This is a genomic window from Methylobacter sp. BlB1, assembly GCF_015476545.1.
Taxonomy (GTDB): Bacteria; Pseudomonadota; Gammaproteobacteria; order Methylococcales; family Methylomonadaceae; genus Methylobacter.
The window spans coordinates 1-13,928 of sequence record NZ_JADMKV010000037.1; the positions used below are offsets into that span (position 1 = coordinate 1).

Consider the following 13,928-nt stretch of genomic DNA (forward strand, 5'->3'; position numbering starts at 1 on the left):
TGACATGCGCATCGCCTTCGGAAAGCCCGGCATATTTGGCCGGGTCCAGGCGTGCGTCCATGCAGGTCAGGATCGCGAAGTGACGGCCCGGCGGCATCGGCAGATCGCCTTTGTCGCCAAAATTATTCACATACTCTCTGTTCGCTGACAGCACTTCATTCAGAATTTTGCTCATGATTTCCTCTCATCATTATTATCGGCTATAAAAAAACCGTTGAGCCTTAACATGATGTTGCATGTATAAGACTCAACGGCTCTAAACTATCTCCGTTTTGAAGTCTATTCCAATAAACCCGTGTTTTAAATAGAGATAAAAATTTATACAATATAAACTCATAGTTTATAATTGAAATTCATGGATAAATTAAACAACATTCAAGTTTTCTGCCGCATCGTAGAATTGGGCACATTCGCCGCTGTCGCGCGCGAAATGAATCTCTCGGCCATGATGATCAGCAAATACATGGCTCAGTTGGAGGAGTCTTTAGGTGTGGCTTTGCTGAACAGGACCACGCGTCAGTTGAGCTTGACGGAAGCCGGCGAAATCTATTATTACCGCAGCAAGCAATTGCTCGAGGATTTCTCGGAACTGGACGATTACACCGCACAACTGGGGCGGCAGGTGAAAGGCACATTGAAGATCAGCGCGCCGATTGATTTTGGCGGCATTTATATGGTGCCTGCCATTGATGCCTATCAGCGCGAACATCCGGGCGTTAGAATTCAGATGACTTTGCATAATAGCCGCGTCAATTTGAGCGAAGGCAGTTTTGACCTGTCCATTTTGGTTACCGATAGCTTGGATCCGGGCGTCGTAGCCCGGAAAATAGCCGAAACGCGCCTGTGTACATATGCCTCGCCCGCCTATCTGGTTGAGCACGGCGAGCCTGAACAGATTGATGCGCTGCACTCACACTGTTGCCTGCATTATATCGACACGCCGCACAAAGATTATTGGGTGTTTAATATTGATGAGGATGAGGTTAAAATCAAAACCAACTGGCATTTCGCTTCCAACAACGGCAGGGCCTTATGCCAGGCGGCGGCTTTAGGTATGGGCATCACGCAGGCGCCGGAAATATCGGTCGCGAATTATTTGGCGCACGGCCAGCTGGTAGAGATCCTGCAAGCGTATCGCATGCCTTCACTGGCTGTCTATGCCACTTATTTGCAAAGGCGCTTTTTGCCGGCCAAGCTTACGACGTTTGTCGATTTTTTGATTAAATACTTTGCCGAAAATAACAACTACAACGACGACAAGCTTAATACAAGGGAAAAGACTACAACTTAATATAGGGAACAGTTAACTATGGCAAGACGAAGCGAACACAGTCTGGAAGAAATCAAGGAAATGGTTCTGAAGGCCGCCGAGAATATAGTGATCGAGGAAGGCTACGAGGCGTTGACCGTGCGCAAAATCGCGTTGGAGATAGGTTATACGGTAGGCAGTATTTACATGGTATTCGCCAATATGGCCGATCTGGGTTTGCACATTAAAGGGCGAACGCTTGACGACATTGCCGCGCATCTGGAAGTGGTTGATGATGACCCGGCGGAACAGTGCATAGAAGTGCTGGCCAAGGCTTATCTGCGCTATGCGAGCCAAAACTATAACCGCTGGCGCATGATTTTCCAGCAGCGCTTGCCGGAGCAGGCAGAGATTCCGGACTGGTACCAGGCAAAAATCGATCAGGTTTTCAGGGAGATGGAAGCACAGTTCGCCCGACTGACACCGCAATGCGACGAAGCGCAACGAAAGCGTGCGGCCCGTGCATTATGGGGCGGGATTCACGGCATTTGCGAGCTGTCGCTGACCGGCAGAATGGATCTGGTCGGCGTTCATGATGTGGAAGAGAGTGTCGTGTTGCTGGTCAGGAACTTTATCCGCGGCTGGGTGGCGCAGGCGCATTAACTGGCAACCCTGTAGGGGCGAATCCATTCGCCCCTACCCAATGCTGCTCGTCAAAATACAGAGAAGTTATTTCTCTTATCCTTAATTATTTCTTCGCGTTCTTCGTGACCTTCGTGGTAAAAATTCCTTGGTTTGCACAGCATTAACCTTATGGTCACACTTATATGAACAATAACCAAAAACAGCCCTCAACCGATCAGAACAATCATGCCATAGATTATGCAGGGCGCAGGGAATTGCTGGCCTGGGCGTTGTTTGACTTTGCCAATTCCGGCTATACCACGGTCGTGTTGACGACAATATTCAGCACTTATTTCGTCGGGGTAGTTGCCGGCGACCTGCCCGGTTCAGCCACATTGCTATGGTCTCTGTCTGTCGGCATCGCCAATTTTGTGGTTATGTTCAGCGGGCCGGTCATTGGCGCGATTGCCGATGACCGGGCCAGCAAGAAACGCTTTCTGCTGATTTCCACGTTGGGCTGCATCCTATCGACGGCCTTGCTGGCGCTAGTCGGGCCTGGCGATATTTTGCCGGCCATGCTGCTGGTCACCGTTTCGGCCATCATGTTTTCCAGCGGCGAGAATCTGATCGCGGCGTTCTTGCCGGAGATTGTGCCGGAGCCGAACATGGGCAGAATGTCCGGTTACGGCTGGAGCCTGGGGTATTTCGGCGGCTTGCTGACGCTGGGGATTTGCCTGGCCTACATCACCTGGGCCAAACAGCGAGGTATATCGGAAGCCCAGTCCGTGCCCGCAACGATGCTGATCACGGCCGGCATCTTCGCGTTGACGGCGATGCCCACTTTTCTATGGTTGCGAGAGCGCGCGGCGCCAGCGGCTCATGACCACAGCCTGTCCATGCTGGCTGTCGGCTTCAGACGCTTGGGGCATACGTTTAAAGAGGCGACCCGCTTTCGCGATTTGTTCCGTTTTCTGATCACGCTGGGCGTGTACCAGTCCGGCGTCAGTACGGTCGTGGTGCTGGCCGCCATTTATGCGCAGGAGGTCATGGGATTTGACACGCAGGCATTGATTATCCTGATCATGGTGGTCAATGTGACGGCGGCGGTCGGCGCGTTTATCTGCGGGCATCTGCAGGACCGCATAGGCTCGGTGCCGACCCTGGCCATAACGCTGCTGGTCTGGATCGCGGCCGTGGCCGCGGCGTTATTGGCACGCCAGCCCGCGCATATGTGGATAATCGGCAATATGATCGGCCTAGCCATGGGCGCAAGCCAGGCTGTCGGGCGGGCTTTGGTCAGCAAATTCTCGCCGAGCGGGCGCAGCGGCGAGTTCCTGGGCTTGTGGGGCGTCATGAACCGGCTGTCGGCTATCGCGGGGCCTTTGAGCTATGGCCTGATCAATTACTGGAGCGGCGGCGACCACCGGCTGTCGCTGGTATCGACCTTGCTGTTCTTTATTGCCGGCCTGCTGCTGCTCGCTAGAGTCAACGAGCAGCGCGGCAAAGCCGCCGCTCTTGATGCGAGCCGGTAGCACTCGCCGGATCGATCAGCCGGGCTGCTGTAGCGGCTGACGCTTGGGCAGGCGCAGCGATACCAGAAACGTGGCCATGAAAAACAGCGAGCCCAGCGTCAGCATGGAAGCCACCGGATCGGCGTTCAGAGAGGCCGCATAGGTATAGCCGCCCACCGCGGCCAGCATGGACAGGTTTTGAAAGAATCCCTGCAGGGCCACGGCGCTGCCGCTGCCGATGCTTTGCTGTCCCAGCTCCTGCAGGGCGGCGTTGATGGGCACGATGAACATGCCGCCCATGATGCCGATAGAAAGCAGTGCGAAACGCGCCGGCCAGAGGCTGTCGGCCAGGCTCAGATCGAAAATAAACAGCGCCATCAAATAAGCCGGGATTCTGACGCGGTGCAGGTGTTCCAGCGGAATCAATCTCGGCACCAAAGCAGAGCCCAGGACGATGCCGATGGCGAGGAACAAGGTCAGCTCGGCGATTTCGGTCGCATTCTTCGACATTAAAACCAGCGGCGCCCAAGCCACGAGAATGACTCTCAGCGTTGCCGCCGCGGCCCAGAACATGGACGCGCCGATAATGGCGAAGCGCGAGCGCGGCGTCGTGAAGAATTGGCCTATCTGGCGGCTGAATTCGACCATTCCGGAGCCGGCATCGGTTTTGTTGCTGACGCGGACCGGCAAAGACAGCGTGACCAAGGCGGACGCGATAAACAGCACAATAGTGCCCGCGAGCGCCCAGATGATCGAGTAATCGGCCACACGGGCGCCGATCACCATGCCCAGCAAAATCGCCAGAATCGTTGAGCCTTCGATCCAGCTATTGGCCTTGACCAGAAATTCATGGCCCGCCAGCTCGGGCAGAATGCCGTATTTGGCCGGGCTGTAAACGGCTGCGCCCATGCCGACCACGCAGTAAGCCAGCAGAGGTTCCACATGCAGCAGCAACAGGCCGGCGCCGGCCGCCTTGATCAGGTTGGCGATAATCAGCACCTTGGTTTTGGCGTGATTGTCGGCAAATCCGCCTGCCCAAGGCGCAAGCAGCACGAACGCGACCAGAAACACGCTTTGCAGGGCCGGCACATACCAGCTGGGCAGATGGGAAGATTGCATGACCATGGCGATGACTGTAAACAAAATGGCGTTATCGGCCAAAGCGGACAGAAACTGCGCAATCAGCAGCGGATAGATGTTTCGGTTCATGACACTTTGTTGGTTGCGGGATCAGGCTTGGCGACGGGCATGAGCTTTGCGGCGGCAAGCTCTGTCGCCGCCGGATAATTGATTTTGCCGGACGCCATGACCGGCACCGCATTGACCACGAGAATTTTCTTTGGCAGGGCAATGTGCGCGACGCCTTCCGCGACAGCAGCCAGATCATGGATATGGGCATTCTTATGCGTCGTCAGCAGGATGACCTGTTCGCCCTTTTTGGCATCGGGCAGGCTCACGGCGGCATGGTGCTCTTCGGGCCAGGCTTTGGACGCCAGTTGTTCCACCGCGGTCAAGGAAACCATTTCACCGCTGACTTTGGCAAACCGCTTGACACGGCCGCGGATGCTGATGAAGCCGTCCTCGTCGACCTGCACGATATCGCCGGTGTCGTACCAGCCTTGGCCGTAAATGGATTCAGGCGGCACCAGCCGGCCTGGATTGTCGGCCAGCAGATAGCCCAGCATGATGTTAGGTCCCTTGACATGCAATTGCCCTGCATCCTCGATGCCCGGTATCGGTTCCAGCCGGTACTCCATGTCGGGCATGAAGCGGCCGACCGTGCCGGCTTTGTAATCCATCGGCGTATTGACCGATGTGACCGGCGCCGTTTCGGTCGCGCCATAGCCTTCCAGAATGCGGATGCCGAATTTGTCGGCCCAGATCTGGCGCGTGCTTTCATGCAATTTTTCGGCGCCGGCTACGACATAGCGCATGTTGTAGAAGTCGTAGGGGTGGGCTTTTTTCGCGTAGGCCGCAAAAAACGTATTCGTGCCGAACATGATGGTCGCGTTGATCTCGTAAGCGATTTCAGGGATGACTGCGTAATGCAGCGGCGTCGGATAGAAGAACGCCTTCATGCCGCTCAGAATCGGCAGCAGCGTGCCGACGGTAAAGCCGAACGAGTGAAACATGGGCAGGAAATTGAGTACGACATCCTGCGCATTGAAGTTGATGCGTGCTTCCAGTTGTTTATGATTGCCCAGAATATTGACATGGGACAGCACGACCCCCTTGGGCGTGCCTTCCGAGCCGGATGTGAACAGCACCACGGCCGGGCTGTCAGGGCTGTAACGATTATGCTGATACCATAAGTTGGCCGTTTTGCTTTGCACCAAGGCCTTGAATTTGTCCAAAGACGTAATTTGCGCAGCCAGATCTTCCAGATAGACCAGCTTGACCACTTTCTGCAACTGCTCGGCTTCATCGCTTAAACGGGCCATCTCTATAAAGCGGCGCGACGTTAACACGGTCTTGACGAGCGCCGTCCGGCAGGCTGACACCATGCCGGCCGAGCCGGTGGAAAAATTCAGCATGGCGGGCACGCGGCCGTGCAATTGCAAACCTAGGATCACAAACAGCGTTTTAGTCGAATTGGGCAGGAAAACGCCGACATTTTCGCCGGCTTCGGTGATTTTTTGCAGTGCATCGCCGATCGCAATCGTGCGCGTGATCACGCTGTCATAGGATAACGGGATGCGCTCCAGGTCTTCGACAACCTTATGTTTGCCGCCGTGTATCTTGCGCGCCTCCAGCAAGGCGGCGAAAATGGTTTGCCGGTAATGGCTGGTGGCGAACATCATATCGGTCATCATGTCAGCCAAGGCATGTCCGCTGTGCTTGCGGCGGGTTTTGCCCCGCATGTCTTCGGGTGCGGAAATCTTGGTCGGCGGCAGAATCTGAATTGTGATCTTGGGAAACAGGCGCAAGCGCACGATATTGCGCAAGCGCGAGAAGTGCGTATATTCGGCGCCATCGATGCGGATCGGCAAAATGGTCGCGCCCGATTTGTCGGCGACCATGCCGGTGCCGTCGTAAATCTTCATCAGGGAACCGGTTACCGTAATGCGGCCTTCCGGGAATATGACGGTGCGGGTATCATGCTGCAGATGGTGAATGACATCCTTCAGCGACATGGGATGCGTCGGGTCCATCGGGAAAACGCGCGACAGGCTTAGAAAAGGCCTTAGCCACCAGCGCTGGGAAATATGCGTATTGATTGCAAAAGTGATGTCGTCGGGCAGGAAAACGCCCAGCAGCAGCGGGTCCAGAAAGGACGTATGGTTGGATATGATCAGGACGCGGTTCCCGGCCTGTTTATAGTTTTCCAGGCCTTTGACTTCAACCTTATAGATCAAAGTCAGCAGCCAGCGTAAAATTTTTTTCAGCATAATATTCCTCCTTGCACCATCTTAGCAGACATTGAGAGATGTCTTGATGACGTAATTCTAAATTGTAATTGAACAATGTTCAATTAAATATTTACACGCTTTTTACTGTCGCTTGACAATTCTCTTTTTAATCCTGCTCAAAGCATAAAAAAGCTCGGCAAGGAAAAAATAATGACAAGATGACAATTAACATCTAAGTTTAATACGTCATTGACTTTTGTAGAGATAAACCATGCAACGAAATACCTCACGAGTCGGTCATGCGCTGGCTCTCATCATCGCCGGCCTGTTTGCCTTCGGATCGGCGCACGCGGACAAGCCGACACGATTCAGCGATCACCCTGATGGTAAGAACAGGCAGAAAGACAAGCATGACCGTTATGTGAATCAGCGGCCGGATCATAACGCGAGGGCAGGGGGCAGCATGGGGAGAAACGATTATTTTCTCGACCGGCACAGAACCGCTATCCATGATTATTACATTCAACAGTCCCGTTCCGGGCATTGTCCGCCAGGGCTGGCCAACAAGCGGAACGGCTGCCTGCCGCCCGGCCAGGCCAAAAAGTGGCAGATCGGCCGGCAGCTTCCTAGGGACGTGATTTTTTATGATTTACCGCCTTCGCTCGTTCAGTCCTTGGGGCCTGCGCCGAGAGGCTACCGCTATGTGCGCGTGGCGTCCGACATTCTGCTGATAACGATAGGAACAGGCATGATCGTGGATGCCATACAGGATTTGGGCAGGATGTAACTGTAACCCTGCGCAAATCCGGGGCGGTTTTAATCGCCCGGCCAAGGCCGTCTGTCAGGTTTATCAACTTTAACAAGCAAATGTTGTCGCAGTAATTATTTATCCGTAAAGACGAATGAAGCAGGCCGACAAAACTCTGCTGGAGCAGATGGCGATCACTGAATCGGACGCCGAGCGCCGCAAGTCATTGTTATCGTTCAGCGCGGCCGATGCCGCATGGCTGGCCCGTTGCCGGCCGGTCATCGAGACGAAAATAGATGCCCTGGTAGACGAATTTTACGAAATTCAGATCCGCATACCTGAAGTTGCGCAGATGATCGACGGCGCCGATACCTTGGCGCGCCTGCGCGGTATGCAGCGCCGCTATGTCCTCGACCTGTTCGGCGGCTCGTACGGCCTGGATTATATAAGCGACCGGTTAGGCATAGGGCTGGCCCATAAACGCATCGGCGTCGAACCCAAATTCTATCTTTCGGCCATCCACACGCTTAAAGGCCTTTTGGCCAGACTGATAAACGAAGCGCTTCCGGACGCCGGCGCTCGCCAGGCCACGCTGGCGGCGCTCGATAAATTATTGCTATTCGATATAACGCTCGTGTTTGAAACTTACATCGGCAGCCTGGTTTCGGAAGTCAAAGCCGAAAAAGACAAATCCCTGACTTACGCGCGGACACTGGAGATCAAGGTCATGGAGCGAACGCAGCAACTGGAGAGGTTGGCGCGCACAGATCCGCTCACAGGGTTGTTGAATACGCGCTTTCTTACTGAAACGCTTGAGAAAACCCTCCATAGAGCCCAGCGCCATTCCGACCCCGTGACGTTCGTGTACTTTGATATTGACGATTTCAAGAAAATCAATGATATCGAAGGTCATCAGCGCGGTGATGACGTGCTGCGCATGATAGGCGATGTCTTCAGAAAAATATCGCGTGCCGAAGACTGTTGCTTCCGCTATGGCGGCGATGAATTCTGCATCATTCTGACTAACTGCACCGAATCGCAGGCCAGCGAAATCTATATGCAGCGCTTCAATGACGCTCTCAGGCAATACCGGCAGGATGTCACCTTAAGCATTGGCATCTTCCAGACAGGCCCCGATCATTATGATGATCCCGAAACCGTCATCCGCTGCGCCGACCATAGAATGTACGAGGCGAAAAGAGCCTTCAAGTCGGCCCGGCAGTCATCGGATGCCTGATTCGAAGCCTTGCCGCACGCGTTCGACTGACAGGCCTCAGCGCCGGTTATAAAAGACAAAGTCTGAACAGGAAAATATTGCCTGACAGCGCTATAATGCAGGGATTAAAAAAATCTTAATCCTTGCCGGGCAGAGTCGTCAGTGCATGAAAATACTCAATATCCATTTTAAAAATATCAAATCATTAGAAGGCGAGAACCGGATCGACTTTGATCAGGCGCCGTTTGATACCGGTGTTTTCGCCATTACCGGCCCTAATGGTTCAGGCAAATCCGCCATTCTCGACGCGATCACGCTGGCTTTATACGGTGAGACGTTCCGCTTTGAACGCCCGGCCCGGCATGTCATGACCAAGCATACGGCCGACTGTTTTTCCGTGATCGAATTTTCGCTGGGCGCTGACCGATACCGGTCAAGCTGGCATGTCGAGCGCGAAGGCGGCCGCCCCGATGCGGAACTGGCGCCGCCGGTCATGACGCTGACCCGCCTCGGCGAAAACGAGGAACGGCTGGCCGATACCCCGCATTCGGTCTGTGCCTTGATTACCGAAATCACCGGCATGAATTTCCGCAATTTCACGCGCTCGATCATGCTGGCGCAAGGCGATTTCGCCGCCTTCCTGAACGCACTCGATACCGAGCGCATGGATATCCTCGAGAAAATCATCAGCAGCGATATCTACGCCGATTACCGGAAAAATGTCATTGACAAGGCCGAGAGCGCGCAAAGACAACTGGACCTGTTAAGACAGGATCTGGCGATAGTGCAAATCATGCCGCCTGAAAAACGGGAAGCGTGCGAGCATGATTTGATCGACTTTAGCGAGCAGTACGCCGAATTGCGCGCCGATCACAACCAATTGAAGCAACAGCAGGCCGCGCAAAGACGCATAGCGGCGCTGAAAACCGAAATCGCCGATCAGGAAAAACAACTGCAGGATGCCCGAAAACAGGCCGAAAGCCAGCAGGAAAGCCTGGCCAAACTGGCCACCGCCCAGGACGCGCTGCTCTTTCAGGACGATGCCACGGCCATTGCCGACAAAAATCAGGCGGTTCAGCAGGACAAAGCCGCGCTGGCCGCCTACCGCAACGAACTGAAACAGCTGGAGGCCATGTTCGCTGCCTCGAATATCGACAGGAACGCCCCGGTCGATCTGGCCAATAAATCCGTTGCCGAGCAGAAGGAGGCCATCGACAGCACCAAGGCGCAGATCGAACTGCTCAATATGGATCGGCAGTCGGAAATGGGTTTGCGCCAGGCTTTGGGAGCCCAGATCGAGGAAAAGAAAGCCGTGCTGGAGACCGTCAATGCATGGCTGGACGAGCATGCCGCCGATGAAGCCTTGCTGTCCGACTTCCCTGAAACCGGGCGTCTGAAAAAGCTTAGGACAGAGCTGGTCGAGTTAAGGGAAAAACAGAAGTCCTTCGCCAAATGGACCAAGAACACGACCGCTTCGCTGAAAAACAACAAGTCTGCGATCGAACAGGGCACCAAAAAACAGGCCGAGCTAAAAGACCAGATAAATGAAGAAGAGCAGGAACTGGTATCGCTGGCGGAAGGCCACAATCCGGATGAAATTGAAGAGCTGCGCCTGGAACAGCAGGAGCGCGTCAAGGCATTCGATGAATTGAACAGCCTTGCGCGCGCGCATCAGAAACTGAATGATGCGGGCTTGGGTTTTTTCGGCAGCCTGTTGGGTAGAGCGGAGCCGGAATACGATATCGACGCCTTGAACCGCGATCTGGAACAGACCCAACAGGAAATAAGCCGCGAGGAAAATATCAAACGCGCATTGGAAGAGTCGGTCGTCCGCGAAGCCCTGCTGAAAAAAATGGAAGCGGACCGGCAGCATCTGGTGGAAGGCAAGCCCTGCCCGTTGTGCGGATCTTTGACGCACCCGTATGTCAGACGCCCCCCGGCCGTATCCAATTCCCAACAGGCGTTAACCGATCAGCGCGCAAAACTGCAGGTGCTGACGGCGAAGGTCGGCAGGCTGACGCAGCAAATCAAGGCCGCGCAACGGCAGGTCGAGAAGAGAGAGGCGACCGATAAGCAGTTGGCGCAGATCAAATCGCAATGGACGATGTTGTGCAATCGGCTCAATGTCGCCAGCAGCGAACTGGATATCGACAACACCAAGCTGATGAAGCAGCTGCTGCAGGCCGAAATCGATGAACTGAAAGAAATAGGCACGCTGGCCTCGCGATACCGAAGCAAGCAGGACAGTATCGAAAAGCTGAAATCATCGCTGGCCAAGAACGAAGCCGCGCTCGAACGGCTCAAGGACGGTACCGAGAAACTGGATGCCGAATGGCAGGGACGTCCGCAGGACCAGATCGACACGGAAGCGGCGCTGATCAAATATCAGCAGGAAGAAAAAGAGCTGGTCGCCAAAATGACCGAACAGCTGGCCCGGCTCGGAGAAAAACTGCCGGCCAGCGGCAAGGAGGACGCCCTGTTCGACCGGCTCAACAGCCGCCGCCAGGATTATCAGGGCTATGTCTTCCGTCGCAGATCCTTGACCGAGGAGATGGATTCGCTGGCCGAAAAAGAGGCTGCCGCCCGGGCCAAGATACAGGAAGACAATGACAAGCTCGAAGTATACGGCCGCCGCCTACAGCAGGAAGAAACCGTCGGCCTGCATCTGGCTTTGATCGAGAAGCAGAAGATGATTGCCGATAAGGAACGGCAAATCGCGCAACAGGAAGCCGAGCTTGCCGGTCTGCGGCAGGCGCTGCTGCAAAAACTGCAGGGCACGCAGTTCACGAGCCTGCAGGCGCTTGAGTCCACGCTTGACCTGATGCAGCATCAGCCGGAGCTGGAGCGGCAATTGGCCGCGCTGGAGAAGGACATCGAAACCATGGCGGTACAGCTGGAGCAGCAGAAAGCCCTGCTGCAGGCCGAGCTGGCCCAGGCAGACATGGCGTTAAGCAGGGAAGAAATAGAGGTTCAATTAAGAAGCCTGGCCGAAAAAATGGACATTGCGCAGATGGAAGTACAGCGTCTGGAAAGAACGCTGAAAGAGCAGGCTCAGCAGAAGCAACGGCATGATGCGATTCTGGCTCAGCTCCAGGATCAGGAAGCGATCGCCAGCCAATGCCTGGCGGAAGCCCAGCAGATTGCGGCCGAAAGCGGCGTGGAGTTCCGCCGCCGCGTGCAAAGGCAGGTCGCTGAAAAGCTGTTGGCGCAAACCAATGAAATACTCGAAAAAATCAGCGGCCGCTATTACATCCGGCAGGTGCCCAGCGAACAGGGGCTGGCGCTGGAAATCGAGGATACTTATCAGGCCAACGTCCGCCGCCTGCCCCGGACCTTGTCCGGCGGCGAGAGCTTCATCGTGAGCCTGGCGCTGGCCCTGGGACTTTCGGAACTGGCCAACAACGGCAGAGCCGTGGATTCGCTGTTCCTGGACGAAGGCTTCGGCAACCTCGATGCGGAAAACCTGTACACGGTCATCAGCACGCTGGAAAGCTTGCATACGCACGGAAAAGTCGTCGGCGTCATTTCCCATGTCGAAAGTGTGCAGAAACGCTTCAAGGCGCAGCTGCAAGTGGTCAGGAAGCCGAACGGCATGGGCGAACTGAGGAAAGCATCTTGATAACAGCCTGCTACGGACTTAAGCCGTAAAAGCCCGGCAGGCATCCATCATGCCGGGCCGACTCCCATGCCCCGCAGGCAACGAAAGCATTGCATCGATTAAAAGATGCAGTTAACGCGACGGTTATCTGAATCGGGTTTATCGCACCCGAAGGTGAGTTACTCTCTTTTGCGCCCTGTAGGCTATTTTCGCCGGAAGCGGCGCTGCTCGTCGCTTCACTCGCCGCCGGCACCCTGCCTGAACAGGAATGCCCGGCTGTATCAAAAAACCGGTTAGTCTATACTCATAGACTGTTTCTACATTTCATAATTAAGCTAGGCTCCCACAATGAATGAATGGTTTTTTTCTTTTAACAATACAGTCAGCGGCCCCTATACATTGGATTATGCAAAAGTTTTCGCCCGTGAACACCAAGGCGCTTATTGCTGGTGTTCGCGTTTTCCCGACTGGATTCCCATTTTCGAAGCGGCTGAAATCAGGCCGATGAAGAAAGACGGCGTCACGCCTTTTCCGCCGCCGCCTGCGCATATGATGTCGCCCAAACCGAAGGCATTGCCTGCCGGCGCTCAGCCGGTCAATGCGGCTAATACGCAACCGGATGTCCAATCTTCCGGCGGTTTTGGCCAACAGGCGGTCACGGACGGTATCGATTATAAAATCTACGGCCATGAAATGCAGTTTGTGGAAATCGAACTGGACCCGCAAGAGAGCGCAGTCGCCGAGGCCGGTGCGATGATGTACAAAAGCGCGGGAGTAAAAATGGAAACCATTTTCGGTGACGGTTCGGCCAATCAGCAATCCGGTATTATGGGGCTATTGCTGGGCGCGGGTAAGCGCCTGCTGACTAACGAAAGCCTGTTTGTTACCGTGTTCACGCAAAACGCACACGACAAAGGTAAGGTAGCGTTCGCAGCGCCTTTTCCAGGCACTATTCTTGCCTTGAATTTGAACGACTACGGCCAAAAACTGATTTGCCAGAAAGACAGTTTTTTGGCGGCCGCCAAAGGCGTGCAGATCGGCATTCATTTCCAGCGTCGTATTTTAACTGGCCTGTTTGGCGGTGAAGGTTTTGTCATGCAAAAACTGGAAGGTAATGGCTGGGTGTTTGTACATGCCGGCGGCTGCCTGCAAAAAATAGAACTGGCCGCCGGAGAAATGCTGCATGTCGATACCGGGTGTCTGGCGGCGATGACGGGCAGCATTGATTTTGACATTCAACAGGCCGGCGGCATTAAAACCATGCTGTTTGGCGGCGAAGGCTTGTTTTTTGCCAAGTTAACCGGTCCCGGCACCGTCTGGCTGCAAAGTCTGCCGTTCTCGCGCCTGGCGGGCAGGATGATGTCATCGGCGCCGCAAGGGGGCGGCAGACAACAAGGCGAAGGCTCCATTCTGGGAGGACTGGGGAATTTACTCGATGGGGACTGATGCGGCCACGTAGAGAGACCGGTCTTTAGCAACGCGCATGCGCAACCTCTTTAACCGTGCGGATGGGTTTCCGATGCAGGCGCGCGAACGGATTCGCACCGGCATCGAAAAACCCGATTCCAATAACTGTCGCGCTGGCGACGTTTTAACTCAGTCGATCTGAATTCAGCTTGCCGGGCAACCTGC

General features: G+C 54.8%; 9 protein-coding genes and 1 pseudogene. 7 read left to right on the plus strand and 3 right to left on the minus strand.

Annotation, left to right across the window (positions count from 1 at the left end):
* Positions 1-175 (minus strand): annotated as a pseudogene (locus IT781_RS13985) (carbonic anhydrase); the annotation flags it as partial.
* A gap of 180 nt (positions 176-355) precedes the next feature.
* Here IT781_RS13985 and IT781_RS13990 point away from each other — a divergent pair.
* From IT781_RS13990 to IT781_RS14000, 3 genes are all read left to right on the plus strand, one after another.
* Complete coding sequence (locus IT781_RS13990) at positions 356-1,291, plus strand: LysR family transcriptional regulator (RefSeq protein ID WP_194970786.1); 936 nt, start codon at positions 356-358, stop codon at positions 1,289-1,291.
* A gap of 18 nt (positions 1,292-1,309) precedes the next feature.
* Positions 1,310-1,912: a TetR/AcrR family transcriptional regulator gene (locus tag IT781_RS13995; RefSeq protein ID WP_194970787.1), complete on the plus strand. Its 603-nt coding sequence runs from the start codon at positions 1,310-1,312 to the stop codon at positions 1,910-1,912.
* A 164-nt stretch (positions 1,913-2,076) separates the two neighbouring features.
* Positions 2,077-3,405 carry an MFS transporter gene (locus IT781_RS14000; protein ID WP_194970788.1) on the plus strand — a complete coding sequence of 443 codons (1,329 nt, stop codon included), beginning with the start codon at positions 2,077-2,079 and terminating at the stop codon, positions 3,403-3,405.
* Positions 3,406-3,420: 15 nt separating this feature from the next.
* Here IT781_RS14000 and lplT read toward each other — a convergent pair whose 3' ends face one another.
* Together lplT and IT781_RS14010 are read right to left on the minus strand one after the other, a co-directional pair.
* Positions 3,421-4,593 carry a lysophospholipid transporter LplT gene (lplT, locus tag IT781_RS14005; RefSeq protein WP_194970789.1) on the minus strand — a complete coding sequence of 391 codons (1,173 nt, stop codon included), beginning with the start codon at positions 4,591-4,593 and terminating at the stop codon, positions 3,421-3,423.
* Positions 4,590-6,773, minus strand: a complete 2,184-nt coding sequence (locus IT781_RS14010) for an AMP-binding protein (RefSeq protein ID WP_194970790.1) — start codon at positions 6,771-6,773, stop codon at positions 4,590-4,592. The genes lplT and IT781_RS14010 overlap by 4 nt, the downstream gene beginning before the upstream one ends.
* Before the next feature lie 232 nt (positions 6,774-7,005).
* On the opposite strand from IT781_RS14010, the gene IT781_RS14015 reads away from it, so the two are divergent.
* The 4 genes from IT781_RS14015 to IT781_RS14030 all read left to right on the plus strand — a co-directional run bounded on the left by IT781_RS14015 (position 7,006) and on the right by IT781_RS14030 (position 13,742).
* A complete protein-coding gene (locus tag IT781_RS14015) occupies positions 7,006-7,521 on the plus strand; it encodes an RcnB family protein (RefSeq protein WP_194970791.1) in 516 nt (171 codons plus the stop codon).
* Between the two features lie 115 nt (positions 7,522-7,636).
* Positions 7,637-8,719, plus strand: a complete 1,083-nt coding sequence (locus tag IT781_RS14020) for a GGDEF domain-containing protein (RefSeq protein WP_194970792.1) — start codon at positions 7,637-7,639, stop codon at positions 8,717-8,719.
* A 145-nt stretch (positions 8,720-8,864) separates the two neighbouring features.
* A complete protein-coding gene (locus tag IT781_RS14025) occupies positions 8,865-12,317 on the plus strand; it encodes an SbcC/MukB-like Walker B domain-containing protein (protein ID WP_194970793.1) in 3,453 nt (1,150 codons plus the stop codon).
* A gap of 327 nt (positions 12,318-12,644) precedes the next feature.
* On the plus strand, positions 12,645-13,742 hold the full coding sequence (locus IT781_RS14030; protein ID WP_194970794.1) for a TIGR00266 family protein: 1,098 nt from the start codon (positions 12,645-12,647) through the stop codon (positions 13,740-13,742).
* Positions 13,743-13,928 lie beyond the last annotated feature (186 nt).